The sequence below is a fragment of the Burkholderia sp. Bp8992 genome (assembly GCF_003853705.1).
In the GTDB taxonomy this organism is placed as follows: domain Bacteria; phylum Pseudomonadota; class Gammaproteobacteria; order Burkholderiales; family Burkholderiaceae; genus Burkholderia.
On the sequence record NZ_QTQI01000006.1, the window covers coordinates 182,659 to 208,770 of the forward strand.

Consider the following 26,112-nt stretch of genomic DNA (forward strand, 5'->3'; position numbering starts at 1 on the left):
CCGGCAGCGATGCCGGAAGCGGCGCCCGCTTCAAACGAAAATGCCACGCTCATGCGTGGCATTTTTCATTTCCGCGGGACGGCGTACGGCGCGCACCGCGCGCGCCGCCAGCCGCCGTCAGCCGCCCTGCTTCACCAGCAGCGCGGCGGCCTGCGCCTCGATGCCTTCGCCGCGGCCGAGGTAGCCGAGCTTCTCGTTGGTCTTCGCCTTCACGTTGACGCGCTCGAGCGGCAGCCCGAGATCCGCCGCGATGTTCGCGCGCATCCCGTCGATGTGCGGCGCGAGCTTCGGCGCCTGGGCGATCACCGTGCTGTCGACGTTCTGGATCGTGAAGCCGGCCGCCTTCACGCGCTCGGCGCATGCGCGCAGCAGCACGCGGCTGTCCGCGCCCTTGAACGCCGCGTCCGTGTCGGAGAAATGGCGGCCGATGTCGCCGAGCGCCGCCGCGCCGAACAGCGCGTCGGTGATCGCGTGCAGCAGCACGTCCGCGTCCGAGTGGCCGAGCAGGCCGCGCTCGTACGGAATCGTCACGCCGCCGATGATGAGGGGGCGCCCTTCGACGAGCTGGTGCACGTCGTAGCCTTGTCCGATTCTGAAATCCATGCGTGTTCCGATTGAGATGGGGTGAAAATCAGGAAGCGTTCGCGGGGCGCGCGAGGATCGCTTCCGCGAGCGCGAAATCTTCCGGGTACGTGACCTTGAAATTGCGCAGGCTGCCCTGCACGACGCGCGGCGTGTGGCCCGCCCATTCGATCGCGCTGGCTTCGTCGGTCAGGTCGTGGCCTTCGCGCTGCGCGCGCAGGATCGCCTCGCGCAGCATGCCGATGCGGAACATCTGCGGCGTCTGCGCCTGCCACAGCGCGTCGCGCGACTCCGTGCGCGCGATCGCGTCGCCGCCGGCCGGCACGCGCTTGAGCGTATCGGCCACCGGCAGCGCGACGATGCCGCCGACCGGGTCGTCCTTCAGCGTCGTGACGAGCGTGCGGATCAGCGCCGGCGTGATGCCGGGGCGCGCCGCGTCGTGCACGAGCACCCAGTCCTGGTCGGTCGCGCCGAATTCGGCCAGCTCGAGCAGCCCGTTCAGCACCGACGCCTGCCGCGAGCCGCCGCCGCAACGGCGCACCGCGAAGCGCAGGCCCGCGAAGCGGCGCGCGTCGAAATGGGAATCGTCGGGCGCGAGTACGACGAGCGTCTGCGCGAACTCGCTGCACGCGTCGAACGCCGCGAGCGTGTAGTGCAGCAGCGCGCGGCCGGCCAGCGTGCGATATTGCTTCGGCACGGCCGAGCCGGAACGGCTGCCGGTGCCGGCACAGGGAATCAGGGCGAAAAGTCGGGGAGTCACGAAGGGAAACGCCGGAAAGATGAAATCGAGAAGCGGATTTTATAATAGGTCTTTCGTCTCGACCGGCGCACCGCGATGCGCCCGTGCACGCCACCCCTGTCGTCCCTATGCCAGATAACGCTTCCACCCCGTCCGCCTCGCCTGTTGCGCGCGTCAAACCCGGCCAGCGCTTCACCTTCGACGGCACGCACGGCTCCGCCGACGCGCTCGCCATCGCCCGTTATCTCGCCGACAACCGCCAGGACGTGCCGCTCCTCGCGGTGATCTGTGCGAACGCGGTCGACGCGCAACGGCTGTCGCAGGAAATCCGCTACTTTTCGCCCGATGCGCGCGTGCGCCTGCTGCCGGACTGGGAAACGCTGCCGTACGACACGTTCTCGCCGCACCAGGACCTCGTGTCCGAGCGGCTCGCCACGCTGCACGATCTCGGCGAAGGCCGTTGCGACATCCTGCTCGTGCCCGCGACCACCGCGCTGTACCGGATGCCGCCCGCATCGTTCATGGCCGCGTACACGTTCGCGTTCGCGCAGGGCGAGCGGCTCGACGAGGCGAAGCTGAAGGCGCAATTGACGCTGGCCGGCTACGAGCACGTGAGCCAGGTCGTGCGGCCCGGCGAATACTGCGTACGCGGCTCGCTGATCGACCTGTACCCGATGGGCTCGCCGCTGCCGTACCGGATCGACCTGTTCGACGACCAGGTCGACTCGATCCGCGCGTTCGATCCCGACACGCAGCGCAGCCTCTACCCGGTGCGCGACGTGCGCCTGCTGCCCGGCCGCGAGTTCCCGTTCGACGAAGCCGCGCGCACGGCCTTCCGCAGCCGCTGGCGCGAAACTTTCGAAGGCGACCCGAGCCGCGCGCCGATCTACAAGGACATCGGCAACGGCGTGCCGTCGGCCGGCATCGAGTACTACCTGCCGCTGTTCTTCGACGAAACGGCCACGCTGTTCCACTACCTGCCGCAAGACGCGCACCTCGTGTTCACCGGCGATCTCGAGGCGTCGATCCGGCGCTTCACCGCCGACACGAAGCAGCGTCACGCGTTCCTCGCGCACGATCGCGAGCGGCCGATCCTCGAGCCGCAGCGGCTGTTCCTGTCCGACGAGGATTTCTTCGCGTTCGCGAAGCCGTTCGCGCGCGTCGTGCTGCCCGCGCAGCCGGCCGGCGGCTGGGCGACCGCGTTACCGGAACTCACCGTCGACCGCCATGCGGACGATCCGCTGGCGTCGCTGCGCACGTTCGTCGAATCGTCGGGCAAGCGCGTGCTGCTGACGGTCGAATCGGCCGGCCGCCGCGAGACGATCCTGCAACTGCTCGCCGAACATCACCTGCGCCCCGCGTCGAACGACCACTTCGCCGGCTGGCTCGCGAGCGACGAACGCTTCGCGCTCGGCGTCGCGCCGCTCGCCAACGGCTTCGCGGTGCCGGGCGAAGGCTATGCGCTCGTCACCGAAACCGAGCTGTACGGCGCGCTCGGCCGCCGCGCGGGCCGCCGGCGGCAGGAACAGGCGAGCAACGTCGACGCGATGGTGCGCGACCTGTCGGAGCTGAAGGTCGGCGACCCGGTCGTCCATGCCCAGCACGGCATCGGCCGCTACATGGGCCTCGTGTCGATGGATCTCGGCGAAGGCGAGACCGAATTCCTGCATCTCGAATACGCGGGCGACAGCAAACTCTACGTGCCCGTCGCGCAACTGCACGTGATCTCGCGCTACAGCGGCGCCGATCCCGACAGCGCGCCGCTGCACGCGCTCGGCTCCGGCCAGTGGGAGCGTGCGAAGCGCAAGGCCGCGCAGCAGATCCGCGACACGGCCGCCGAACTGCTGAACCTGTACGCGCGCCGCGCGGCCCGCGAAGGCCACGCGTTCTCGCTCGACCCGCGCGATTACGTGAAATTCGCGGAAAGCTTCGGCTTCGAGGAAACGCCCGACCAGGCCGCGGCGATCGCGGCCGTGATCGGCGACATGACGAGCGGCAAGCCGATGGACCGCCTCGTGTGCGGCGACGTCGGCTTCGGCAAGACCGAGGTCGCGCTGCGCGCGGCGTTCATCGCAGTGCTGGGCGGCAAGCAGGTCGCGCTGCTGTCGCCGACCACGCTGCTCGCCGAGCAGCACACGCAGACCTTCGCCGACCGCTTCGCGGACTGGCCGGTGCGGATCGTCGAGCTGTCGCGCTTCAAGACCGCGAAGGAAGTGAACGCGGCGATCGCGCAGATCAACGAAGGCAGCGTCGACATCGTGATCGGCACGCACAAGCTGCTGTCGTCGGACGTGCAGTTCAAGCGGCTCGGCCTCGTGATCATCGACGAGGAACACCGCTTCGGCGTGCGCCAGAAGGAAGCGCTGAAGGCGCTGCGCGCGGAGGTCGACGTGCTGACGCTCACCGCGACGCCGATCCCGCGCACGCTCGGGATGGCGCTCGAAGGGCTGCGCGACTTCTCGGTGATCGCGACCGCGCCGCAGAAGCGGCTCGCGATCAAGACCTTCGTGCGGCGCGAGGAGGAAAGCGTGATCCGCGAGGCGATGCTGCGCGAGCTGAAGCGCGGCGGCCAGGTGTATTTCCTGCACAACGAGGTCGAGACGATCGAGAACCGCAAGGCGATGCTCGAGGCGCTCGTGCCCGAGGCCCGCATCGTGATCGCGCACGGCCAGATGCACGAGCGCGAACTCGAACGCGTGATGCGCGATTTCGTCGCGCAGCGCGCGAACGTGCTGCTGTGCACGACCATCATCGAGACCGGCATCGACGTGCCGAGCGCGAACACGATCATCATGCACCGCGCGGACAAGTTCGGCCTCGCGCAGCTGCACCAGCTGCGCGGCCGTGTCGGCCGCTCGCACCACCAGGCCTATGCGTACCTGCTGGTCCACGATCCGCAGTCGCTCACCAAGCAGGCGCAGCGCCGGCTCGAGGCGATCCAGCAGATGGAGGAACTCGGTTCGGGCTTCTATCTCGCGATGCACGACCTCGAGATCCGCGGCACCGGCGAAGTGCTCGGCGACAAGCAGTCGGGCGAGATCCACGAGATCGGCTTCCAGCTCTACACGGACATGCTGAACGACGCGGTGAAGGCGCTGAAGAACGGCAAGGAGCCCGACCTCACCGCCCCGCTCGCCGCGACGACGGAAATCAACCTGCATGCGCCCGCGATCCTGCCGGCCGACTACTGCGCGGACGTGCAGGAGCGGCTGTCGCTGTACAAGCGGCTCGCGAACTGCGAGCACGGCGAGGCGATCGACGGCATCCAGGAGGAACTGATCGACCGCTTCGGCAAGCTGCCGCCGCAGGCGCATGCACTCGTCGAGACACACCGGCTGCGGATCGCCGCGAAGCCGCTCGGCATCGTGAAGATCGATGCGAGCGAAGTCGCGATCGGGCTGCAGTTCGAGCCGAATCCGCCGATCGATCCGATGCGGATCATCGACATGGTGCAGAAGCATCGCCACATCAAGCTCGCGGGGCAGGACAAGCTGCGCATCGAGACGCGCTCGCCCGATCTCGCGATCCGCGTGTCGACGATCAAGGAAACGCTGCGCGCGCTCGGCCCGAAACAGGGCGCGGCCGCCGCGGCGCGCTGACGCGATACCGACGGGCGCGACGTTGCTGCACCGCATCGCGCCCGACGAAGGCGGGCCGGCGCGTTTTTGAGTATGATTTTCCCATTCATCCGACGGAGTTTTGCCATGTCCACTCTCGACGCGACGGCGCCGTCCGCCGCAACCCGGGGCGACGAATCGCTCGTCAGCCTGCCGTGGGTCAAGCAACTGGTGTCGATGGACACGACGAGCCGCGTGCCGAACCTCGGCCTGATCGAAACGGTGCGCGACGCACTCGCCGCGAAAGGCATCGCGTCGACGATCACGCATGATCCGCGCGAAGGCTGGGCAAACCTGTTCGCGACCGTGCCCGCGCACGACGGCTCGACCAACGGCGGCATCGTGCTGTCGGGGCATACCGACGTCGTGCCGGTCGACGGCCAGCAATGGGACAGCAACCCGTTCGCGCCGGAGATTCGCGACGGCCGCCTGTACGGCCGCGGCACCTGTGACATGAAGGGCTTCATCGGCGCGGCGCTCGCGCTGCTGCCCGAGATGCAGGCGACGAAGCTCGCGAAGCCGATCCATTTCGCGCTGTCCTACGACGAGGAAATCGGCTGTGCGGGCGCGCCGCTGATGATCGCCGACCTCGTGAAGCGCGGCGTGCAGCCGTCCGGCTGCATCGTCGGCGAGCCGACCAGCATGCGGCCGATCATCGCGCACAAGGGCATCAACGCATACCGCTGCTGCGTGCGCGGCCACGCGGCGCACTCGTCGCTGACGCCGAAGGGGCTCAACGCGATCGAGTATGCGGCGCGCCTCATCTGCCATATCCGCGACATCGCCGAGCGCTTCCGTGCCGAAGGCCCGTTCGACGAACTGTACGACGTGCCGTTCACGACCGCGCAGACAAGCACGATCCAGGGCGGCAACGCGATCAACACCGTGCCGGCCGAGTGCCGCTTCGACTTCGAATTCCGCAACCTGCCGACGCTCGATCCCGAGCATATCTTCACGCGCATCGAAGCGTATGCGCAGGAAACGCTGTTGCCGCAGATGCTGCGCGAACATCCGAATGCCGCGATCGAGTTCTCGAAGATCGCCGCGGCACCCGGCCTCGACGCGACCGAACAGGCCGCGATCACGCAGCTCGTGCGCGCGCTGACGGCCGACCAGGACAAGCGCAAGGTCGCGTACGGCACCGAGGCCGGGCTGTTCGCACGCGCGGGCATCCCGAGCGTCGTGTGCGGGCCCGGCAACATCGAGCAGGCGCACAAGCCGAACGAGTACGTCGAGCTTGCGCAGCTCGCCGCCTGCGAGCAGTTCCTGCGCAAGTTCATCCGCAGCATGTCGGTCGACGCGCACTGACTGCCTCCCGCCACGCCGGCCCGCGTGTGCGGGCCGGCCCACTCCGCCACCCGCCACGTCATGTCGACTGAACAACAGGGCACCGCCCATACGACGATCGACGGCGAGCCGATTCCGACGCTCGACGAAATCGCCGCGCAGCATTTCGCGTTGTCGCCGTGGGTCGCGCGCACGCCCGTGTTCGAGCGCGCCGACCTGCCGTCCCTCGAGGGCACGCACGTCAACTTCAAGTTCGAGCTGTTGCAGGCGAGCGGCAGCTTCAAGGCGCGCGGTGCGTTCACGCACCTGCTCGCACTCGACGAGGCGCGCAAGAACGCGGGCGTCACCTGCGTGTCGGCCGGCAATCACGCGGCGGCCGTCGCGTATGCGGCGATGCGGCTCGGCAGCAGCGCGAAGGTCGTGATGTTCCACACCGCGAGCCCGACGCGCATCGCGCAATGCAAGCAGTACCACGCGGAAGTCGTGCTCGCGGGCAGCGCATCGCAGGCCTTCGATCTCGTGCGACGCATCGAGGCGGAGGAAGGCCGTTTCTTCATCCATCCGTTCAACGGCTATCACACGATCCTCGGCACCGCGACGCTCGGCTACGAATGGGCGACGCAGACGCCCGACCTCGACGCGGTGATCGTGCCGATCGGCGGCGGCGGGCTCGCGGCCGGCATGGCGACCGCGCTGCGGCTCGCGAATCCGCGCGTGCACGTGTACGGCGTCGAGCCGGAAGGCGCGGACGCGATGAGCCGCAGCTTCGCGGCGAACCACACGATCAAGATGAGCGCGATGCAGACCATCGCCGATTCGCTGATGGCGCCGCATACGGAGGAATACAGCTACCAGCTGTGCCGGCGCCATATCGACCGCATCGTCACCGTGTCCGATGACGCGCTGCGCGCCGCGATGCTGTTCCTGTTCTCGCACCTGAAGCTGTCGGTCGAACCGGCGTGCGCGGCCGCGCTCGCGGCACTGCTCGGCCCGCTGCGCGAAACGCTGCAGGGCAAGCGCGTCGGCGTGCTGCTGTCGGGCACGAACACCGATCCCGGCACGCTCGGCATGCATCTCGCCCACGCGAAACTCCAGCACTGACGCCACATCGGGCACCCGCACCCAACCTAGGGTTATCCCCAGATTATGTTGACAGCCCTGTTGATAACCCGCCGGACAAGCACGCAAGTGGTTGAGCGCGCAGCGTTTTGCGCGCGCGAAGGTCGATCGTCACGAAATGGGCAGATGCGGCCGCTGGTTGCATGCGCGGCGGCGCTCGCGCTGCTCGCCGGCTGCGCGACGGCGCCCTCGCCCGTCGCGCAGCCGGCGTCCTGCACGCTACCGGGCGAAAGCCGCATGCTGCAGGCCGACCTGCTGTTCGGGCGCGACATCACGGGGCGCGGCCCCGTCACCGACGCAGAACGCACGGCGTTCCTCGCCGATACCGTCACGCCGCGCTTCCCCGACGGCCTCACCTACTGGGACACGCATGGCCAGTGGCGCGACCGCACGACCGGCGGCGTCACGCGCGAAGACAGCTTCGTGATCCGTATCATCGCCGACGATACGCCCGACACGCGCACGCGGCTCGCCGCGATCCGGCAAGCGTACATGCAGCGCTTCCACCAGCAATCGGTCGGCATGACGGTCGTGCCGGCCTGCGCGTCGTTCTGATTCCCCCTGCTGCCGCCGGCCATTCGCGCAAAAAAAACGGGCGCCCGAAGACGCCCGTCGCATGTCTGACGAACAAAGTACCGCTTACTTGCTCTCGAACATGTCCATGATCTGCTGCTTCTCCTGCGGCGTGACGGGCGGCGGCGCGAGCCCGGCCGCACCGGCCGAACCGAGCGCGTCGTTCGCGCTGATCGCGTTCTCGGCCGGGTTGATGTCGACGTTCGCGACGAAGCCGTTGCCCGGCGTGCGATCGGCGTAGTACAGCTCGCCGTCGATCGAGGTCAGGCCGTCCGGCATCGGCATCTGCTGCTCGGGCACGCCGTTCAGCGCGGTGCGCATGTAGTTCACCCAGATCGGCAACGCGAGCTGCGCGCCGAATTCGCGGCTGCCGAGGCTCTTCGGCTGGTCGAAACCCATCCACGCGACCGCGACGAGCGACTGCTGGTAGCCGGCGAACCAGCCGTCCTTCGCGTCGTTCGTCGTACCCGTCTTGCCTTGCAGGTCGCTGCGGCCCAGCGCGTTGGTGCCCGCGCCGGTGCCGGCCGTCGCGACCGAGTGCAGCAGGCTGTTCATCACGTACGCGTTGCGGCCTTCGATCGTGCGCGGCGCCGTGCCGCCCGCGATCACCGGCTGCGCCTTCTGCAGCGGCTGGCCGCGTGCGTCGTCGACTTCGGCGATCAGGTACGGATCGACCTTGTAGCCGCCGTTCGCGAACACGGCGTAACCGGTCGCGAGCTGCAGCGGCGTCACGAGGCCCGCGCCGAGCGCCATCGGCAGGTACGGCGGCGTCTTCGCCGGATCGAAGCCGAAGCGCTGCGTCACGTACTCCTGCGCATACTGCGTGCCGATCGACGCGAGGATCCGGATCGACACGAGGTTCTTCGAGCGTTGCAGGCCGGTGCGCATCGTCATCGGGCCGTCCGGCTGGTCGTCGTCCTTCGGCTCCCACGCGGTGCCGCCCGGCACGCTCGGCGGGAAGTACAGCGGCGCGTCGTTGATCATCGTCGCCGGCCCGAGCCCCTTGTCGAGCGACGCCGAGTAGATGAACGGCTTGAACGACGAGCCCGGCTGCCGCCATGCCTGCGTCACGTGGTTGAACTTGCTCTTGTTGAAATCGAAGCCGCCGACGAGCGAGCGGATCGCGCCGTCCTGCGGCGCAATCGCGACGAGCGCGCCTTCGACCTGCGGCAGCTGCACGACCTGCCAGCCCGTCTTGCCGTCCTTCAGCACGCGCACGACCGAGCCCGGCTTGATGCGAAGCGCGTTGTTCGCGCGCGGGCCCAATGCGGCCGCCACGAAGCGCAGCCCGGCCGGCCCGATCGTCGTGGTCGCGCCGCCGACGAACTGCACCTCGACCGCGCCCGGCGACGCCGACAGCACGACCGCCGACTGCAGGTCGCCGTTGTCCGGGTGATCGGCGAGTGCGTCGTCGATCGCCTCGTCGCGCTCGTCACCGGCCGCCGGCAGGTTGATCGACGCTTCCGGCCCACGATAGCCGTGGCGGCGCTCGTAGTCGAGAATGCCGCGGCGCACGGCCTGGTACGCCGCTTCCTGGTCGGCCGAGTTGATCGTCGTCGTGACGGTCAGCCCGCGCGTATAGGTTTCGTCCTTGTACTGCTGGTACATCATCTGCCGCACCATCTCGGCGACGTATTCGCCGTGCACCGCGTACTGGTTGCCCGGCGTGCGCACGTGGATCTCTTCCTTGATCGCTTCGTCGTACTGCGGCTGCGTGATGTAGCCGACCTCGAGCATGCGCTTCAGGATGTACTCCTGACGCACCTTCGCGCGCTTCGGATTGACGACCGGGTTATACGCGGACGGCGCCTTCGGCAGCCCCGCGAGCATCGCCGCCTCAGCCAGCGTGATGTCCTTCAGGTCCTTGCCGAAATACACCCGTGCAGCGGCTGCAAAACCGTACGAACGCTGGCCCAGATAGATCTGGTTCATGTACAGCTCGAGGATCTGGTCCTTCGTCAGGGCCTTCTCGATCTTGTACGCGAGCAGCATTTCGTAGATCTTGCGCGTGTAGGTCTTCTCGCTCGACAGGAAGAAGTTGCGCGCGACCTGCATCGTGATCGTGCTCGCGCCCTGCCGCGCGCCGCCGTGCATCAGGTCGGCCACGCCCGCCCGCAGGATGCCGACGAAGTCGACGCCGCCGTGTTCGTAGAAGCGGTAGTCCTCGATCGCGAGCACGGCCTTCTTCATCACGTCGGGAATGTCCTGGAAGCGCACGAGGCTGCGGCGCTCCTCGCCGAATTCGCCGATCAGCACGTGATCGGCCGAGAACACTCGCAACGGCACCTTCGGCTGGTAGTTGGTCAGCGCATCGAGCGACGGCAGTTGCGGCGCCATCACGACCAGCGCATAGCCGACGATCAGCGCGCCGACGATCGCCAGCGTCGCGAACAGGCCGGCGAACCACAGCGCGACGCGCGAGCCGAACGTGCGGCGGCGTCCGCCGCCGCCCCCGCTGCGCTGCTGCGCGCGACGGTCGTCGTCACGATCGTCGTCATCGGGGTAATAGGCCCCGGACGGCGAGCGGCGCAGCGAGTAGTGGGGTTCGTTCCTGTCGGAAGAAGAAGGCGGTCGTTTGATAATTGGCATGTCGGAATGGCGGGCGTACGTGGCGCCCTCGGACGCATGCGGAAATGCAAGCGGATGAATCAGAGTGGGTGCATCGAGATGCGGCTGTCACGTCGACAGACCCCGCCGCGCGGCGATCCGTTCCCGCGACGTGACAGCGCATTTTAATGAAATCGACCGGGTGGCTTCGCGATTTTTTGTAAAAATTCCCGCAATGCCGTGATTTGCGGCGCGTATTGTCGGCATCCTCTGCCTATGATGGACACGCGATATCGCGTGTAACCGGCTCTTTCTTTCAGTCGCGAAAGGTTCGGCATTCGGATACACGAGCCGCTTGAACTCGCGCGTTTAAGCCGTATTTAAGTGAACCGGTGGTGTAATATCCGCCGGCTCACGCGGGTCGCAACCGGCCCGCGGCGGGCACTGCCGCGAATGCGCGGCGCCTTTAACCACGGAGGATTTCATGTCGCTTTTCGACTCTGTTTCGCGCACGATCAAAGGCCTGCTGAACGATGCGGCCGATTCGGTACAGGATCCGTCGCGCGACGCACGGCAGATCGTGCGGGAGCTCGACGACAGCATCGGCCGTGCCGAGAATTCGCTGATCGAGATCGAGGCACAGGTCGCGACGCAGCGCAGCAAGCGCGATGCGGCCGACGACAAGGTGAAGAAGTACGAGGACGGCGCGAAGCGCGCGCTGCAGTCCGGTGACGAAGCGCTCGCCCGCGAGGCCCTCGCCGCGCAGTCGAACGCGGAAGCGGAGCGCGATGCGCTCGCGGCCGAGCTGACGACGCTCGAACCGTCGGTCGACAAGCTGAAGGGGCAGATCGCCGACATGCGCCAGCGCCGCAACGACCTGAATGCGCGCTCGAACATCCTGCAGGCCAAGCAGGAAATTGCGCAGGCGAAGGACGTCGCAGCCAGCGCGCTGGGCGGCATCGGCGGCAAGAACCTGTCCGAGGATTTCCAGAAGCTCGAGGACAAGGTCGCGCTGCAGAACGCCCGCTCGGACGCCCGCCTGAATTCGGCCGATACGTCGAGCGGCAAGGCGCTCGACGACAAGCTCGCCGCGCTGAACAAGGGCCCGTCGGTCGAGGATCGCCTCGCCGCGCTGAAGAAGCAGCTCGATACGCCCGCGCAGTAACGGCCACTGCGGGCAACCGCGCCGCGGCCCGGCCCCGGGCGCGCGGCGCGAACCGATTGTCAGGAGACGGGCGCCTGCGCCCGGTTCGACCATGAAGAAATCTCTCGCCGCACTCGGCCTCTCGCTGATGTTGCTGTCGTCCGCCGCGTTTGCGGTCCCGTCGCTGCAGCAGGTCGAGCAATCGATCGCGCAGCGCAACTGGCAGCAAGCCGACACACAGCTGTCGCAAGTCATCGACGCCCATCCGAACAACGCGCATGCGCGCTACCTGTATGCGCAGGTGCTGGACCGCGAAGGCCGCGCGTCCGACGCGCTCGCGCAACTGGAGCGCGCCAAGTCGCTCGACCCGCAACTGAAGTTCACTGACGCGTCGCGCTTCGCACAGACCGAGTCGCGCATTCGCGCCGACGCCGCGCGCGTGAGCGGCAATGCGCCGACGGCCACGCAGGCCGGCACGCTGCAGCCGGGGCTCGCGCCCGCCGTACCGGCCGAAAAACACGGCCCGTCGACCGGCATGTGGATCGGCCTCGGGCTGATCGTCGCGGTCATCGCGCTGGTGCTGCGCTGGACGCTGCGGCGCGCGCGCACGGCCGACGACGGCCGCGCCGACGACGAACGCCGCACGCAGCTCAAGCGCGCGACCGACGTACTGAACGACATCCGTCCGCTGAAACTCGATGCGAAGCTGTCGACGGCGCCCGGCGCCGCGGCGCTCGTCGGTGAAATCGAAGCGATCGAGACCGACGCGCGCACGCTCGTCGCGGCGCTGTCGAACGGCAAGAATCCGGTGCCGCCGTATCGCGTCGACGAACTCGAACAGCGCCATGCGAGCGTGAAGGCGCGTGTCGAGGGCCGCCCCGACCCGGCCGCACAACCCGCGGCACCGGCGAACGGCAGCGGCTCCGTGTACGCACAGGAAGCCGATCGCATGACGGGCGCGCAGGGCCAGCCCTACCCGCCGCAACCGTATCCGCAACAGCAGCCGCCCGTCGTGATCCAGCAAGGCGGCGGCGGTTTCGGCGGCGGGATGGGCGGGCTGCTGACCGGCGTGCTGCTCGGCGAGGCGATGTCGGGCGGCCGCGAGCGCGTGGTCGAACGCGACGTGATCGTCGACGGCGAGCGCCGCCGGCAGGAAACCGACCCGGGCGTCGACCTCGGCCGCGGCGACACGTCGAACTGGAGCGACGGCAACAGCGGCGGCGGCATGGACCTCGGCAGCAACGACGACGGCTGGACCGACGACAACTCTTGATGGTGCGCAGCGCGTCTGAACGCGCTGCCGCGCACGCCCCGCTCCCCTGCCTGGCCGGTCGCGCCGACGCGCGAATTTGTCAATCATTTCAAGATGGACTACCGGCAATGGGGAGCGTTCGCTATCATGCGGCCATCGGCGTGCCACCGACCCTCATTCGACGCAATGCAATCCTGCGCGTCGCGGCATGCCTCCCCACGCCCCAACCAGGAGAAAGCCGCTCATGAGCATCATCAAGGAATTCAAGGAGTTCGCCGTCAAGGGCAACGTGATGGATCTCGCCGTCGGTGTGATCATCGGCGGCGCGTTCTCGAAGATCGTCGATTCGATCGTGAAAGATCTCATCATGCCGGTCATCGGCGTGGTGACCGGCGGTCTGGATTTCTCGAACAAGTTCGTTCTGCTCGGCACCATCCCCCCGACGTTCAAGGGTAATCCCGATTCGTTCAAGGACCTGCAGGCCGCCGGCGTCGCCGCATTCGGTTACGGCTCGTTCATCACCGTGGCGATCAATTTCGTCATCCTCGCGTTCATCATCTTCATGATGGTGAAATTCATCAACAAGCTGCGCAAGCCGGAAGAAGCCGCCCCGGCCGCGACGCCGGAAGACACCGTGCTGCTGCGCGAGATCCGCGATTCGTTGAAGCAGCGCTGAGCGTCGAACGCTCCGCCCGCCAGGCCCGCCGCGTGCGGGCCTTTTTATTGCGCGCGCGGTGCACCGCCGCATGCGGCCCATCTCACTTTTTTGTGACGGGCGAATGCACGCGCGGGGAAAGCAGGTCTATGATGGAGACTAAACGACAGTACGGGCGCCAAGACGCTGGCTGTGTCGATCATGGCGAGCAGGTCGACGGGAGACATTGATCGTCGTACTGCACGAATGCAGCATTTTCGTGTGCTATAAAGGATCGACATGCGGCGTACATAGCCGGGAGTGGGTCGCATGAAAGTGCCGCATTTCTTGCAATTGTTTTTGAGGCGAGTGTTTATGTCCTTCCCGAAAAAACGTCGGCGTGCGCAACAGGATGGCCAGGAGTCATTCCTCGCGGTCCTGCGCCACTCGAAACCGTTTGCTCAACTCGACACCAAGATTGCCCGCGCCCGTGCGCAGGACGAACCCGTCCTCTATGCGCATGTGCTGCCCGGTCTCGACGTGCTCCTGTGCAGCGTGCGCGGTGCCCAACCGCCCTATCCGGCGATCGCCGAACTGCGCAAGCGCTGCATCGAATCGATCGCCAATGCGCTCGAGCAGCCGCTCGACGGCCTCGAAAACGGCGGCTACTGGTACGAGGCGAACGGCTTCGGCTTCCTCGTCTTCGCGAGCCGTGCGCGTGCGCGCATCCTGCCCGAGTTTGGTGCAGGCACGAAAGCGAGCCTGCGCGGCGGGCTCGGCCGCCAGAACGCCGGCGACACGACACCCCGTTCGCTCGGCTGATCAATCAGTCCTCCGATGGGCCGCCTCCGGGCGGCCCATCTGCCATTCACGCACCCCGCTTGCCCGTCACGACGCCTGCCGACGGCCGTTGCCCGGCCGCACGATGTCGATGAATGCGGCGAAATCAGCGCCGGCGAGCCCTTGCGCGGCACCGAGCCGCAACACCTGCTGGACGGTGGCCGACACGGGCATCACCGCGCCCGTGTCGCGTGCGGCATCGGCGATTGCATCGACATCCTTCTGGAACGTACTGAGCGCGCCGATCGGCGGATGACCGCCCGACGTCATGCGCGGCACGAACGTCTGCAGCAGCACCGAGTCGGCCCAGCCGCCGGCCAGCGCCTCGGCCAGGCGCGCGGCGTCGATACCGCTCGCCTGCGCGAGGCCGACGGCCTCGGCGATGGCCGTGACCGTCGCGGTGACGATCGCCTGGTTGCACAGCTTCGCCGTCTGGCCCGCACCGGCGTCGCCCATGTGCGTGATGCGCGACGCGTACGTGTCGATCAGCGGGCGCACCGCGTCGAGATCGGTTGCACGGCCGCCGGCCATCACCGCGAGCGTGCCGGCCTGCGCGCCCGGCACGCCGCCGGACACCGGCGCATCGACCCAGCCGACGCCGAGTGCAGCGGCACGCGCCGCATAGTCGCGCGTCGCCGCAGGCGGAATGCTCGAATGATCGGCGATGCGCAGCAGTCGGCGCGCTGCGGCATCGCCCGAGAGCAACCCGTGCTCGCCGAACACGACGTCGCCGACCGCCCGGCTGTCGAGCACGCACACGAATACCGTATCGACCCGTTCGGCCAGCTCGCGCGGCGTGCCGACCACCTGCGCGCCGTCCTTGACCAGTGCCTCTGCCTTGTCGCGCGAGCGATTCCACACGCTGACGCGATGCCCTGCCGCCAGCAAATGCCGAATCATCGGCGCGCCCATCAATCCCGGTCCGCAAAATCCGACTTCCACGATGCTCCTCGTCTCCGATATGGGTTGCACTTGCCGCCCATCATACCTATCACTCAAGAAGCCAGGCACGCACGGCACCGTAGCGGGACCGCTTCGGGACCGCGCCTTGCACCGGCAATACAGACCGATATCCCAGGGAGCGAATCATGAGCGACCACGTGTACAAGATGATCGAACTGACCGGTTCGTCGCGGCAATCGAGTGACGACGCGATCCGCAACGCGATCTCGAAAGCCGGCAAGACGCTGCACAACCTGCACTGGTTCCAGGTGACCGAAACGCGCGGCCACATCGAAGGCGACCAGGTCGTGCACTGGCAGGTCACGCTGAAGGTCGGCATGCGCATCGACGACTGACGCGCCGCACGCGGCGCCCCCTGCCGGACGCCGGATGCGTGCAATGCGCATCCGCGCGGCGCCGCGCCCACCTGCTTTTCGCCCCGTTCAGGCCCCTTGTCGCGGCCCGGCCGGCATCCGCGGGTATCCATCTCTTGACGCTGATTTTCGTTCATATTAAAAACGATATACCCACCCCATCCCTCGATCAGCCCAGCCATATAAACCGGAGATAACATGAGTCAGCAACGCGAGGCGATCGACACGTACCTCTTGCGCGTCTTGCACACCTTGTTGATGGAGCGCAGCGTCACGCGCGCGGCCGTCAAACTGAACCAGTCGCAACCGGCGATCAGCGCCGCGCTGCGGCGCCTGCGCGACATTACCGGCGATCCGCTGCTGGTGCGCGGCAAATCCGGCATGGTGCCGACCGAATACGGGCTGCGCCTGCTCGAGCCGGTGCAGAACGCACTGCGTGAAATCGAGCGCATCAAGTTCCAGCAGCACAACTTCGACCCGGCCACGTCGATCCGCTGCTACCGGATCGGCTGCCCCGACTACCTGAACGTGCTGTTCGTGCCGACCGTCGTCGAGCGCTTCCGCCTGGCCGCGCCGAATGCGACGCTCGAGTTCCACTCGCTCGGCCCCGCGTTCGACTACGAGCTCGCGCTGGAAGACGGCAAGCTCGACATCGTCGTCGGCAACTGGCCCGAGCCACCCGAGCAGCTGCACCTGTCGAACCTGTTCGTCGACGAAATCGTCTGCCTGATGAGCAACACGCACCCGTTCGCGAAGCGCGGCGGGCTCACGCTCGACCAGTACCTGAACGCGCCGCATCTCGCGCCGACGCCGTACTCGGTCGGCCAGCGCGGCGCGATCGACGTGCATCTCGCGCGCGAACGGCTCAAGCGCCACGTGGTCGTCACGCTGCCGTACTTCAACCTCGCGCCGTACGTGCTCGTGAAGTCGGACCTGATCTTCACGACGACGCGCCTGTTCGCCGATCACTACGCGAAGTTCCTGCCGCTGTCGGTCGTGCCGGCGCCGCTCGACTTCCCGCCGATGCAGTACTACCAGCTGTGGCACGAGCGCTGCCATTACTCCGACGAAGTGCGCTGGCTGCGCAGCCTCGTCGCCGAAGCCACCCGCACGCTGATCGAGGCGTAGCGGCTACGCCGCCCGCGCCGTCGTGGCACGCGACACCTCGCGGCACGACGACGGCCGGCGGCACCCCTGCAAGGCGGCCGACTGACGATGTCAGCGTTGCCTAGCGCGACGCCTCGACGAGCGCATGTGCAAGCGCGTTGTGACGCTCGATGACAGGCGGCAGATCGAGCGTCGTCAACCGCCCTTCCCGCACCACCACCTTCCCGTTCACCACCGTGTATGCCGTCTGCGACGGCGCGCAGAACACGAGCGCCGCCACCGGATCGTGCAGTGCGCCCGCGAACAGCGGCTGGCGCAGGTCGAACGCGGCGAAGTCCGCGGCCATGCCGGGCTTCAGCGCGCCGATGTCGTCACGGTTCAGCACCTTCGCACCACCGAGCGTCGCGATCTCGAGCGCTTCGCGCGCGGTCATCGCATCGGGCCCGAAGCCGACCCGCTGCAGCAGCAGCGCCTGCCGCACTTCCGCGACCATCTGCGCGCCGTCGTTCGACGCGGACCCGTCGACGCCGAGGCCGACCGGCACGCCCGCGAGACGCATCTTCTTCACCGGTGCGATGCCCGACGCGAGCCGCATGTTCGAGCACGGACAGTGCGCGACGCCCGTACCGGTGCGCGCGAACAGGCCGATGCCCGCGTCGTCGAGCTGCACGCAGTGCGCATGCCACACGTCGTGGCCGACCCAGCCGAGATCTTCCGCATATTCGGCCGGCGTCATCCCGAACTTCTCGCGGCTGTACGCGATGTCGTTGACGTTCTCCGCGAGGTGCGTATGCAGCGACACACCGTATTCGCGCGCGAGCACGGCCGCGTCGCGCATCAGCTCGCGGCTCACCGAGAACGGCGAGCACGGCGCGACCACCACGCGCAGCATCGCGTAACGGCCCTCGTCGTGATAGGTCTCGATCAGGCGCTGCGTGTCGCGCAGGATGTCGGGCTCGCGCTCGACGACCGAATCGGGCGGCAGCCCGCCGTCGCGCTGGCCGACGCTCATCGAGCCGCGGCTCGCGTGAAAGCGCATGCCGATCCGCTGCGCGGCGCCGATGCTGTCGTCGAGCCGGCTGCCGTTCGGATAGATGTACAGGTGGTCGCTCGACGTCGTGCAGCCGGACTGCAGCAGCTCGGCCATCGCGGTCAGCGTCGACACCTCGATCATCTCGGGCGTCAGGTGCGCCCAGATCCGGTACAGGTTCGTGAGCCAGCCGAACAGCTCGGCGTTCTGCGCCGCGGGCACCGCGCGCGTGAGGCTCTGGTACATGTGGTGGTGCGTGTTCACGAGCCCCGGGATCACGAGGTGGCCGCGCAGGTCGAGCACTTCGTCGGCCGTGTCGGGCAGTTCGGCGCTCGAGCCGACCGCGACGATCCGGTTGTCTTCGATGTAGAGCCCCGCGTCGCGCAGCTCGCGGCGCGTGTCGTCCATGGTCACGAGCACGTCGGCGTGCTTGACCAGCAGGGTCTTCGGGCGGGATGAGGAGGTGTTCGGCGCGCGTGCGCCAGCGTGCTGCTCAAGGTTCATGCGTTCTCCGCGTCGGTCTGCCCCCAGGGGCTGCCTGGAGGCGGTCACACTCGTTCGAACGCTGAATCGCGGCACGCCCCGGTGCCTGCGTCCGTTCGAACGCCCTGGCCCGGTTACCCGGCGTGCTCGCCGTCTTCGGGGTACGCGCGGGCCACTGGCCGACGCGCACGGCGGGAGGATCGCCCAAGCGCGCGCCGCACACAATGCGCAATCCGGAATACCGTCCTTCAGGGATTCGGTATGGTACGCCGCCGGACGCCCCGCCGGGCGCCCGACAACCGCGCCCGAAGCCGTGTCCGGCGTGCCGTCGACAGCCGCTCATGCGCGGCGCATTATCTTTGATATCGCGCCCGTATTTGCGCAGGGAACCTTTTTACAATGCCTGCACGGCGCTCGCTTCAATCTCGCCGACGGGTATGTAGCCACGTGACGTGGAGCCTCGATCCGCCGCATAGTCAATGGATCGAGTCGCCGCCGAACCTCGCATTCACACAAGGACACAACGAATGGGAAAGCTCACTACCCACGTACTCGATACGGCGCACGGCCGTCCCGGCGCGGCAATCAAGGTGGACCTCTACGCGCTCGACGGCGAATCGCGCCGCGCGATCAAGACCGTGCTGACCAATAGCGACGGCCGCTGCGACGAACCGCTGCTCGAAGGCGCCGCGCTCGCCGCCGGCGAATACGAACTCGTGTTCCATGCCGGCGACTACTTCGCGTCGCTCGGCGTGAAGGTACCCGAACCCCGCTTCGTCGACCGCGTCGTACTCCGCTTCGGCATCGCCGACACCGGCTCGCACTACCACGTGCCGCTACTCGTGTCGCCGTGGTCGTACAGCACCTATCGCGGCAGCTGACATTCGAATCAGCGCCCGCATCAAACAAACGATTTGAGTCTGGAGGAGTTTCATGGAAGGCTTCATCACCGACTGGCTGAACCTCGCGCTGCGATGGCTGCACGTCATCGTCGCCATTGCGTGGATCGGCGAGTCCTTCTATTTCGTCGCGCTCGACAACAGCCTGAAACCGCCGACCGACCCGAACCAGCGCAAGCGCGGTGTGTTCGGCGAGCTGTGGCACGTCCACGGCGGCGGTTTCTACAACATGCAGAAGTACACGGTCGCCCCGCCGGAAATGCCCGATGACCTGCACTGGTCGAAGTGGCCGTCGTACACGACCTGGCTGTCGGGCTTCTCGCTGTTCTTCGTGCTGTACCTGCTCGCGCCGAACACGTACCTGATCGACAAGAGCGTGCTCGACATGGGCCCGGTCGTCGCCGTCGCATCCGCACTCGGCTTCCTCGCGGCCGGCTGGATCGTCTACGACTCGCTGTGCCGCATCCTCGGCACCAACGACCGCGTGCTCGGCATCTGCGTGGGCCTCTACGTCGTCGTCGCCGCGTACCTCGCATGCCACATCTTCTCGGGCCGTGCCGCCTACCTGATCGTCGGCGCGATGCTCGCGACGATCATGTCGGCGAACGTGTTCTTCGTGATCATCCCCGGCCAGCGCAAGATGGTCGACAAGATGCTCAAGGGCGAAGAGCCGAACCCCATCTACGGCAAGCGCGGCAAGCAGCGCTCAGTGCACAACACGTACTTCACGCTGCCGGTCGTGTTTGCGATGCTGTCGAACCACTATGCAATGACGTACACGAACAAATTCAACTGGGTCGTACTCGTGCTGATCATGCTGGCCGGCGCGCTGATTCGCCAGTTCTTCGTGATGCGTCACCGCGGCAAGCAGCTGTGGTACCTGCCGATCGGCGGCGTCGCGCTGCTGTCGGGCGCGCTGGTGTGGACGATGCCGAAGCCGGTCGCACCGGAAGCGCAGGCCGCGAACGCGCCGAAGATCGTGATCAACGACATCATGCCGATCCTGCAGCAGCGTTGCGTCGAGTGCCACTCGTCGAAGCCGACGCTGATGGGCAGCGCACCCGCGGGCGTGATGTTCGACACGCCGGACGAAGTGTCGAAGAACGCGCAGCGTATCTACGAACAGGCCGTGCGCCTGAAGGCGATGCCGATCGGCAACGTCACGCACATGACCGACGACGAGCGCGTGAAGCTCGCCGCCTGGTTCGAGGGTGGCGCGGTCAAGTAAGCCGCCGGGCGCCGGACGGCATTCGCCGGCGCAATCCTCTCCGTTCGCGGGCCCGGTGACGGGCCCGCTTTTTTTGCGGGCCCGGAATGCGCTTCTTGCGCTAGCCGTGCAGCGCGTCGCGCTGCAGTGCGACGAGTGCCTCGAGTGCGCGCGGACCATCGTCGAACGGTACGAAGATGTGATCGTGGTACGCGGCGGCCATCACGTTGCAGCTGATGCCCGCCGCGCCGAGTGCGCGCGCGAATGCAGCGGTGAGCCCGACGGCCGCGAGATCGGAATGCACGGTCAGCGTGATCCACGCGGCGCGGAACAGCACGGGCCACGCGTGGCGTGCGGCCGTTTCCTCGTCGACCACGACCGTCAGCCCTTCCGCTTCGCGGAACGTCGCGATTACTTCGGATAGCGTTACGTTTGCGCCGGACGGCAGCGACACGAACGCGAAGGCGCCAGGATGCAGTTCAGGTCGCATCGTGCGCAGCAGGACCGCGAGGTCGTTTTCAGGTTGGCTCATCGGAGGGACGTGCCCGGAAGCGGGCAAACGCGCGGTGGTGATGCGCGCACGATAGCACGCGCGCTGCCACGGCTACGCGTGCGCCATCGCCGCTTCGTCCGCGAGCCAGTCGCGCAATGCGACGATGCGCGCATCATCCTGCGTGTACACCGGATACACGACGTGATACGCGAGCCCCGGCGCCACCTCGACATTCACGTCGAACAACCGAACGAGGCGCCCGTCGGCAAGATCGCGCGCGATCATGTGCGGCTCCGCCAGCCCGACCGTCGACCCGTCCATCACGGCCTGCACGACGTGGCTCGAATCCGGAAACGCGACACACCGGCTGTCGTCGAAACCGTCGATGCCGGCTGCGGCCATCCATGCCGACCAGCGCGGCCAGGTCACGCCGTCGACTTCGCAGTCGGCGTGGCAAAGCGTGTGACGCAACAGGTCGCGCGGCTTGCGCAACGGCGGGCCGGCCGACAACCGCGCGGGGCTGCAGATCGCGACGACCGACGTGCCGAACAGGCGCTGCGCGCACGCGTCGCGATAACGCCCGGTGCCGAAGCGGATCGCGACATCGACATCGTCGCCGTCGAAGTCGCGCAAGCGGTCGGTGATGTCGAAGGTCAGTTCGAGTGCCGGATGCGCGGCCTTGAAGCGCGGCAGGCGCGGCAGCAGCCAGTGCGTCGCGAAGCGCGCGCCGACCGACACGCGCAGTTCCGTCTGCTCGCGCGCGATCCGTCGCGCCCGTGCGGTCGCGTGCCGCAGGCCCGCCAGCGCATCGGCAGCGGCCGCAGCCAGCACCGCGCCGGCCGGCGTCAGCCGGATGTTGCGGCTCGTCCGGACGAACAATTCCATGCCGAGCTGCGCCTCGATCTCCTTGATCTGGTGACTGACGGCTGCCGGCGTCAGCCCGACCTCGTCGGCCGCCCGCGAAAAATTCAGGTGCCGCGCCGCCGCATCGAACGTTCTCAGCGCGCGCGTACCGGGCCACATGCGTTCCATCGACCTTCAAAAAGAATTTGATGACCGCTCCAAAACTACTCGCTTTTCGCGACACCATCAATCGGCAAACAATAGGTCTTCTTGAAGATGCCGCGCGCCGCCCGGCGCCCGCGGCCAACCTGGAGATTCGCCGATGACCGCAGCACCGTTCCCGTCCGTCGCCCAGATCAACGGCGTGGCCGCCACGCCCGATGCGCTCGCTGCGCTGGCATTCGCGGGCCACGCGCATTTCACCGCGATGCAGATACGCGACGGCCGCGTGCGCGGGCTCGACCTGCACCTCGCACGGTTGCGCGGCGCGTCGAACGCGCTGTTCGGTCATGCGCTGCCCGACGAGCGGATTCGCGCGTTCCTGCGCGCCGCGCTCGATCGTGCGCCGTCGGCGCTGTCGCTGACCGCGACCGTGCATGCGACGACGGGTGAATTCGTCGCGCCGCGCGACGACGAAGCGCTCGACGTGCTGGTGCGCACTGCCGCGCCGTCGTCGGGGCCGGCCGGCCCGCTCGATCTCGCGCTGTTCGAACACGAGCGCGTGCTGCCGGACATCAAGCACGTCGGCGAAGCCGCGAAGACGCACTTTCTGCGCCGCGCGGTCGCGCAAGGTTTCGACGATGCGGCGTTCGTCGATCGTCATGGGCGCATCAGCGAAGGCTCGATCTGGAACGTCGCGTTCCGGACCGGCGACGCGGTCGTATGGCCGGTGGCCGGCATGCTCGGCGGCGTCACAATGGGCATCCTGCGGCGGCAACTGGCGCGCCTCGGTATCACGCAGCACGATCGCGAAGTTACGCCGGCCGACCTGCCGTCGATGAGCGGCGCTGTCGTGATGAATTCGTGGACGCCGGGAATCGCCGTGCGCCGGCTCGGCACGGCGACGCTGCCCGATTCGTCGTCGCTCGCGGCACTGCTGCATCGCGCATATGAACAGGAGCCGCCCGTCGCGCCCTGACACGCGCACGCGCAGCTCATGCGCAGGCCGCGCCCCGGCGTCGCGGCGGCGGTTCGCGCAACGCCGTGACGACCTGGGTCGACAGACAGAAAGCGGCCGCACATAAAAAAACCCGCGCACCTTGCGCGGGCTTCGGCAGACAGGCAGACAGCCGGTCAGTCGCGCGTACGCCGCCGACTCAGGCCGTCAGCGCATGCAGCGCTTCGTCGGTGAGCCACAGCGATTCCTGCAGATCCTGTTCGTTCAGGTTCAGGCCGTCACCGCCGCGATCGACGACGATGAAGTCGCTGACGCCGCCGAGCGCGATCAGCGGGTGATGCCACACGCCCTTCGCGTAGTTGACGCCCTGCCAGCCGCTCGTCACGAATGCGCGGATCTTCGCCGGATCGAGATCGCCCGCGGGCGCGACGACGACGAGATACGGCTGGTCGTTCAGCGGCACGAACGCCTGGCTGCCGAGCGGGTGCCGCTCCAGCATCTTCACTTCGAACGGCAGCGTGCGCGGCTGGCCGCGGAACAGGTTGACGAGCGTGCGGCCGTCTTCATCCGTCACGTCGACTTTCGCGAGATCGTGAAAGCGGATCGTCGTGCCGAGGTTGATCGGGATCTGCTTCGCCCCGTCCGTTTCGATCACGTCGCCGAACGGCGCGAAGGCTTCCTTGGTCAACGGTTCGATGGCCAGCGTCTTCATTTGTCGAGCGTCCCCCACAGACGCAGGCGCGACACGCCGCCGTCCGGAATGATGTTCAGTCGCACGTGCGTGACAGGGCCGAGCGACGCGATGTCGTGGTCGAAATAGTGCTGCTTGTCCATCTGCAGCTTCTGTTCGCCGAGCAGCACCGGCCAGAACATCGACTGCGTGATCAGCGAGCTGTCCGTGCCGCCCGACACGTAGGCGGCCTGGATCGAGCAGCGGTCCGGGTAGTTGCCCTTGAAGAACGCGGTATCGACTTCGATCTTGCGGATCACGCCCGGCTGCGCGAGCGCGATGATCGCCCAGTCGTTGCCCGGTTCGCGGCGGCGGCGGGTTTCCCAGCCGTCGCCCATGTTCACGCCGCGGCCCGGCAGCAGCAGGTTCGACGCAACGCCGAAGTGCTGGTTGTTGGCAGCCACGACGTAACCGCCGTTTTCCATCGCCGCGAGGTCGAACTGCTCGGTCGCGCTCGCGCCGGCCCAGTCGAGCTGCGGCTGGCCGTACACGCGCAGGCGCGCAATGCCGCCGTCCGGGTAGATGTTCACGCGCAGGTGCGTGAACGCACGCGCATCGCTCGCCTCGACGTAGTGATGGCTGTTGCCCTGCAGCGTCGTCGACGGGACGATCTCGACCCACTCGGTCGCATGCGTCGGCGCGCCGTCGGCCACGAATGCGGCCTCGATCGACGCGGCCGGCGGGAAGTTGCCGGTGAAGTGGCTCGTGTCGATGTCGAAGCCCTTGATCACGCCCGGGCGCGCGAGCTTGACGATGCACCAGTCGTAGCCCGTCGTGCGTTTGCGGCGCGTTTCCCAGCCGTCCATCCACTTGCCGTGGTCGTCGTACTTGCCGGGAATGAAGACGGCCGGCTCGGGGTTCAGCATCCGGTCCTTCGGCGCGAAGAAATCGTCGCTGGCCTCGAGCGCCTGCGCACCGAGACGCGGGTCGGCAAGATTCACGTAGCGCCGCGTGAAATCGGGTGCGTTGGGATCGAGAAGCGGAACAGCCATGATGTTTCCTTGTTTCAGTGAGGCGATCGGGCCGCCGCGACGCAGCAGGCCATGGTACGGGGTCAGGCGTCGATCAGGTCGTCGAGGCGGAAGCGCGCGATCCGGTAGATCTGGTCGAGGCTCGTACGCAGCTCCTCGGCGCGCGAATGATTCACGCGCGACTCGAAGTTCGCGATGATGCCGTGACGGTCATAGCCGCGCACCGCGAGGATGAACGGGAAGCCGAACTTCTCGCGATACGTGCGGTTCAGCGTCAGCAGCTTGTCGAACTCTTCCTGGGTGCACTGGTCGAGGCCCGCGCCGCTCTGCTCGCGCGTCGACTCGGCCGTCAGCTCGCCGCGCACGGCGGCCTTGCCGGCCAGCTCCGGGTGAGCGTTGATCAGTGCGAGCTGGCGCGCTTCGCCGCTCGCCTCCACCGCACCCGACATCGTCTCGTGCAGCGCGTCGATGCTCGCGAACGGCCGCTGGCCCGCGGCGACCTCGGCCACCCACGGCGAATGTTCGAAGATCCCGGACAGCGCCGCGACAAATGCGCTCGGCGCCATCGTGTTCAGTTGTTCCAACGTGTAGCGCATCGCCTTCATGCTTTCCCTTCGTTTTGATGATTGGGCTGATACGGATGATGTTCACGCCAGTGACGCGCGATATCGACACGGCGCGTCACCCATACGCGATCGTGCTTCTCGATGTGATCGAGGAAACGCTGCAGCCCGCGGAACCGGCCCGGCCGGCCGAGCAGCCGGCAGTGCATGCCGATCGACAGCATCTTCGGCGCCTCGTCGCCCTCCGCGTACAGCACGTCGAATGCGTCGCGCAGGTAGTCGAAGAAGTGATCGCCGGTGTTGAAGCCCTGCGGCGTCGCGAAGCGCATGTCGTTCGTGTCGAGCGTGTACGGGACGATCAGTTGCGGCGACGTGCCGCCGCCCGACACCTTGACGTCCATCCAGAACGGCAGGTCGTCGCCGTAGTTGTCGGAGTCGTACAGGAAGCCGCCGTATTCGGCGACCAGGCGGTGCGTATTGGGGCTGTCGCGGCCGGTATACCAGCCGAGCGGACGCTCGCCCGTCACGCGCTCGATCGCTTCCATCCCGAGGCGCATGTGCTCGGCCTCGAGTTCCGGCGTCATGCCCTGGTAGTGGATCCAGCGCCAGCCGTGGCACGCGATTTCATGGCCGAGCTCGACGAAGGCGCGTGCGAGCTCCGGATGACGCTCGATCGCCATGCCGACGCCGAATACCGTCAGCGGCATCCCGCGCTTCTCGAATTCGCGCAGGATGCGCCACACGCCGGCCCGCGACCCGTATTCGTAGATCGACTCCATGCTCATGTGGCGGTCCGGATACGCGGCCGCGCCGACGATTTCGGACAGGAACTGCTCGGAGCCCGGATCGCCGTGCAGCACGCAGTTCTCGCCGCCCTCCTCGTAGTTCAGCACGAATTGCACGGCGACGCGGGCGCGCCCCGGCCAGTTCGCCTGAACGGGATGGCGGCCGTAGCCGATCAGGTCGCGAGGATAGTTGGGATCGAGTGACATGGGTTCGAAGTACGGCGAAGCGGGCTG

The 26,112-nt window shown here is 67.4% G+C and carries 24 protein-coding genes; 13 read left to right on the top strand and 11 right to left on the bottom strand.

Annotated features, from left to right (window positions below; all coding sequences use genetic code 11):
• Nucleotides 1-117: 117 nt before the first annotated feature.
• Together ispF and ispD are read right to left on the bottom strand one after the other, a co-directional pair.
• A complete protein-coding gene (ispF, locus tag DIE03_RS12000) occupies nt 118-603 on the bottom strand; it encodes a 2-C-methyl-D-erythritol 2,4-cyclodiphosphate synthase (RefSeq protein ID WP_006488015.1) in 486 nt (161 codons plus the stop codon).
• A 28-nt stretch (nt 604-631) separates the two neighbouring features.
• Entirely contained in the window at nt 632-1,342 is a 711-nt protein-coding gene (ispD, locus tag DIE03_RS12005) for a 2-C-methyl-D-erythritol 4-phosphate cytidylyltransferase (protein WP_124450477.1), read from the bottom strand.
• 107 nt (nt 1,343-1,449) lie between these two features.
• Here ispD and mfd point away from each other — a divergent pair, with 107 nt between their 5' ends.
• The 4 genes from mfd to DIE03_RS12025 all read left to right on the top strand — a co-directional run bounded on the left by mfd (nt 1,450) and on the right by DIE03_RS12025 (nt 7,899).
• Entirely contained in the window at nt 1,450-4,920 is a 3,471-nt protein-coding gene (gene mfd / locus DIE03_RS12010; protein WP_124450478.1) for a transcription-repair coupling factor, read from the top strand.
• A 105-nt stretch (nt 4,921-5,025) separates the two neighbouring features.
• Nucleotides 5,026-6,246, top strand: a complete 1,221-nt coding sequence (argE, locus tag DIE03_RS12015) for an acetylornithine deacetylase (RefSeq protein WP_124450480.1) — start codon at nt 5,026-5,028, stop codon at nt 6,244-6,246.
• Nucleotides 6,247-6,306: 60 nt separating this feature from the next.
• The gene (locus DIE03_RS12020; RefSeq protein WP_124450482.1) at nt 6,307-7,326 is read left to right on the top strand and encodes a threonine/serine dehydratase; all 1,020 of its coding nucleotides are present in this window, start codon (nt 6,307-6,309) and stop codon (nt 7,324-7,326) included.
• Nucleotides 7,327-7,470: 144 nt separating this feature from the next.
• Nucleotides 7,471-7,899, top strand: coding sequence for a DUF3574 domain-containing protein (locus tag DIE03_RS12025; protein WP_124450484.1), 429 nt, complete (start codon nt 7,471-7,473; stop codon nt 7,897-7,899).
• An 84-nt stretch (nt 7,900-7,983) separates the two neighbouring features.
• On the opposite strand, the gene DIE03_RS12030 is transcribed toward DIE03_RS12025, so the two are convergent.
• Complete coding sequence (locus DIE03_RS12030) at nt 7,984-10,506, bottom strand: penicillin-binding protein 1A (RefSeq protein WP_124450486.1); 2,523 nt, start codon at nt 10,504-10,506, stop codon at nt 7,984-7,986.
• A gap of 442 nt (nt 10,507-10,948) precedes the next feature.
• On the opposite strand from DIE03_RS12030, the gene DIE03_RS12035 reads away from it, so the two are divergent.
• From DIE03_RS12035 to DIE03_RS12050, 4 genes are all read left to right on the top strand, one after another.
• Complete coding sequence (locus tag DIE03_RS12035) at nt 10,949-11,629, top strand: PspA/IM30 family protein (protein WP_059233905.1); 681 nt, start codon at nt 10,949-10,951, stop codon at nt 11,627-11,629.
• A gap of 91 nt (nt 11,630-11,720) precedes the next feature.
• Nucleotides 11,721-12,881: a tetratricopeptide repeat protein gene (locus DIE03_RS12040; protein WP_124450488.1), complete on the top strand. Its 1,161-nt coding sequence runs from the start codon at nt 11,721-11,723 to the stop codon at nt 12,879-12,881.
• A gap of 223 nt (nt 12,882-13,104) precedes the next feature.
• A complete protein-coding gene (gene mscL / locus DIE03_RS12045; protein WP_124450490.1) occupies nt 13,105-13,536 on the top strand; it encodes a large conductance mechanosensitive channel protein MscL in 432 nt (143 codons plus the stop codon).
• 333 nt (nt 13,537-13,869) lie between these two features.
• A complete protein-coding gene (locus DIE03_RS12050; RefSeq protein ID WP_027784713.1) occupies nt 13,870-14,316 on the top strand; it encodes a hypothetical protein in 447 nt (148 codons plus the stop codon).
• A gap of 66 nt (nt 14,317-14,382) precedes the next feature.
• Here the strand turns inward: DIE03_RS12050 and DIE03_RS12055 are convergent, their stop codons facing one another.
• Nucleotides 14,383-15,276: an NAD(P)-dependent oxidoreductase gene (locus DIE03_RS12055; protein WP_124450492.1), complete on the bottom strand. Its 894-nt coding sequence runs from the start codon at nt 15,274-15,276 to the stop codon at nt 14,383-14,385.
• 146 nt (nt 15,277-15,422) lie between these two features.
• Here DIE03_RS12055 and DIE03_RS12060 point away from each other — a divergent pair, with 146 nt between their 5' ends.
• Both DIE03_RS12060 and DIE03_RS12065 read left to right on the top strand, forming a co-directional pair.
• Complete coding sequence (locus tag DIE03_RS12060) at nt 15,423-15,632, top strand: dodecin (protein WP_006493215.1); 210 nt, start codon at nt 15,423-15,425, stop codon at nt 15,630-15,632.
• 216 nt (nt 15,633-15,848) lie between these two features.
• Complete coding sequence (locus DIE03_RS12065) at nt 15,849-16,778, top strand: LysR substrate-binding domain-containing protein (protein WP_006478550.1); 930 nt, start codon at nt 15,849-15,851, stop codon at nt 16,776-16,778.
• A gap of 100 nt (nt 16,779-16,878) precedes the next feature.
• Here DIE03_RS12065 and DIE03_RS12070 read toward each other — a convergent pair whose 3' ends face one another.
• Nucleotides 16,879-18,291, bottom strand: a complete 1,413-nt coding sequence (locus DIE03_RS12070) for an 8-oxoguanine deaminase (protein ID WP_124450494.1) — start codon at nt 18,289-18,291, stop codon at nt 16,879-16,881.
• A gap of 506 nt (nt 18,292-18,797) precedes the next feature.
• On the opposite strand from DIE03_RS12070, the gene uraH reads away from it, so the two are divergent.
• Together uraH and DIE03_RS12085 are read left to right on the top strand one after the other, a co-directional pair.
• On the top strand, nt 18,798-19,151 hold the full coding sequence (gene uraH, locus DIE03_RS12080; protein WP_011352401.1) for a hydroxyisourate hydrolase: 354 nt from the start codon (nt 18,798-18,800) through the stop codon (nt 19,149-19,151).
• 52 nt (nt 19,152-19,203) lie between these two features.
• Nucleotides 19,204-20,397, top strand: coding sequence for a urate hydroxylase PuuD (locus DIE03_RS12085; RefSeq protein ID WP_124450496.1), 1,194 nt, complete (start codon nt 19,204-19,206; stop codon nt 20,395-20,397).
• A 100-nt stretch (nt 20,398-20,497) separates the two neighbouring features.
• Here the strand turns inward: DIE03_RS12085 and DIE03_RS12090 are convergent, their stop codons facing one another.
• Both DIE03_RS12090 and DIE03_RS12095 read right to left on the bottom strand, forming a co-directional pair.
• A complete protein-coding gene (locus tag DIE03_RS12090; RefSeq protein WP_124450498.1) occupies nt 20,498-20,908 on the bottom strand; it encodes an ACT domain-containing protein in 411 nt (136 codons plus the stop codon).
• A gap of 72 nt (nt 20,909-20,980) precedes the next feature.
• Nucleotides 20,981-21,901 carry a LysR substrate-binding domain-containing protein gene (locus tag DIE03_RS12095; protein ID WP_124450500.1) on the bottom strand — a complete coding sequence of 307 codons (921 nt, stop codon included), beginning with the start codon at nt 21,899-21,901 and terminating at the stop codon, nt 20,981-20,983.
• A gap of 133 nt (nt 21,902-22,034) precedes the next feature.
• Here DIE03_RS12095 and DIE03_RS12100 point away from each other — a divergent pair, with 133 nt between their 5' ends.
• Nucleotides 22,035-22,850 (top strand): aminotransferase class IV family protein, encoded by an 816-nt coding sequence (locus DIE03_RS12100; protein WP_124450502.1) that lies wholly within the window; start codon nt 22,035-22,037, stop codon nt 22,848-22,850.
• Nucleotides 22,851-23,028: 178 nt separating this feature from the next.
• Here the strand turns inward: DIE03_RS12100 and DIE03_RS12105 are convergent, their stop codons facing one another.
• The 4 genes from DIE03_RS12105 to puuE all read right to left on the bottom strand — a co-directional run bounded on the left by DIE03_RS12105 (nt 23,029) and on the right by puuE (nt 26,085).
• Nucleotides 23,029-23,541: an ureidoglycolate lyase gene (locus DIE03_RS12105; RefSeq protein WP_124450504.1), complete on the bottom strand. Its 513-nt coding sequence runs from the start codon at nt 23,539-23,541 to the stop codon at nt 23,029-23,031.
• Complete coding sequence (gene alc / locus DIE03_RS12110) at nt 23,538-24,551, bottom strand: allantoicase (RefSeq protein WP_031399325.1); 1,014 nt, start codon at nt 24,549-24,551, stop codon at nt 23,538-23,540. Before alc ends, DIE03_RS12105 begins: the two co-directional genes overlap by 4 nt.
• Nucleotides 24,552-24,613: 62 nt before the next feature.
• On the bottom strand, nt 24,614-25,135 hold the full coding sequence (gene uraD, locus DIE03_RS12115; RefSeq protein ID WP_124450506.1) for a 2-oxo-4-hydroxy-4-carboxy-5-ureidoimidazoline decarboxylase: 522 nt from the start codon (nt 25,133-25,135) through the stop codon (nt 24,614-24,616).
• Nucleotides 25,132-26,085: an allantoinase PuuE gene (gene puuE, locus DIE03_RS12120; RefSeq protein WP_124450508.1), complete on the bottom strand. Its 954-nt coding sequence runs from the start codon at nt 26,083-26,085 to the stop codon at nt 25,132-25,134. Before puuE ends, uraD begins: the two co-directional genes overlap by 4 nt.
• Between the last annotated feature and the right edge of the window lie 27 nt (nt 26,086-26,112).

Coding starts and splice junctions, on each gene's coding strand:
- DIE03_RS12060 (WP_006493215.1), top strand. CDS start 15,423: ATGAGCGACCACGTGTACAAGATGATCGAACTGACCGGTTCGTCGCGG.
- DIE03_RS12100 (WP_124450502.1), top strand. CDS start 22,035: ATGACCGCAGCACCGTTCCCGTCCGTCGCCCAGATCAACGGCGTGGCC.
- ispF (WP_006488015.1), bottom strand. CDS start 603: ATGGATTTCAGAATCGGACAAGGCTACGACGTGCACCAGCTCGTCGAA.
- DIE03_RS12070 (WP_124450494.1), bottom strand. CDS start 18,291: ATGAACCTTGAGCAGCACGCTGGCGCACGCGCGCCGAACACCTCCTCA.
- DIE03_RS12035 (WP_059233905.1), top strand. CDS start 10,949: ATGTCGCTTTTCGACTCTGTTTCGCGCACGATCAAAGGCCTGCTGAAC.
- DIE03_RS12050 (WP_027784713.1), top strand. CDS start 13,870: ATGTCCTTCCCGAAAAAACGTCGGCGTGCGCAACAGGATGGCCAGGAG.
- alc (WP_031399325.1), bottom strand. CDS start 24,551: ATGGCTGTTCCGCTTCTCGATCCCAACGCACCCGATTTCACGCGGCGC.
- DIE03_RS12020 (WP_124450482.1), top strand. CDS start 6,307: ATGTCGACTGAACAACAGGGCACCGCCCATACGACGATCGACGGCGAG.
- puuE (WP_124450508.1), bottom strand. CDS start 26,085: ATGTCACTCGATCCCAACTATCCTCGCGACCTGATCGGCTACGGCCGC.
- DIE03_RS12025 (WP_124450484.1), top strand. CDS start 7,471: ATGCGGCCGCTGGTTGCATGCGCGGCGGCGCTCGCGCTGCTCGCCGGC.
- DIE03_RS12090 (WP_124450498.1), bottom strand. CDS start 20,908: ATGAGCCAACCTGAAAACGACCTCGCGGTCCTGCTGCGCACGATGCGA.
- uraH (WP_011352401.1), top strand. CDS start 18,798: ATGGGAAAGCTCACTACCCACGTACTCGATACGGCGCACGGCCGTCCC.
- mfd (WP_124450478.1), top strand. CDS start 1,450: ATGCCAGATAACGCTTCCACCCCGTCCGCCTCGCCTGTTGCGCGCGTC.
- DIE03_RS12095 (WP_124450500.1), bottom strand. CDS start 21,901: ATGGAACGCATGTGGCCCGGTACGCGCGCGCTGAGAACGTTCGATGCG.
- DIE03_RS12030 (WP_124450486.1), bottom strand. CDS start 10,506: ATGCCAATTATCAAACGACCGCCTTCTTCTTCCGACAGGAACGAACCC.
- DIE03_RS12105 (WP_124450504.1), bottom strand. CDS start 23,541: ATGAAGACGCTGGCCATCGAACCGTTGACCAAGGAAGCCTTCGCGCCG.
- DIE03_RS12085 (WP_124450496.1), top strand. CDS start 19,204: ATGGAAGGCTTCATCACCGACTGGCTGAACCTCGCGCTGCGATGGCTG.
- mscL (WP_124450490.1), top strand. CDS start 13,105: ATGAGCATCATCAAGGAATTCAAGGAGTTCGCCGTCAAGGGCAACGTG.
- argE (WP_124450480.1), top strand. CDS start 5,026: ATGTCCACTCTCGACGCGACGGCGCCGTCCGCCGCAACCCGGGGCGAC.
- uraD (WP_124450506.1), bottom strand. CDS start 25,135: ATGAAGGCGATGCGCTACACGTTGGAACAACTGAACACGATGGCGCCG.
- DIE03_RS12065 (WP_006478550.1), top strand. CDS start 15,849: ATGAGTCAGCAACGCGAGGCGATCGACACGTACCTCTTGCGCGTCTTG.
- DIE03_RS12040 (WP_124450488.1), top strand. CDS start 11,721: ATGAAGAAATCTCTCGCCGCACTCGGCCTCTCGCTGATGTTGCTGTCG.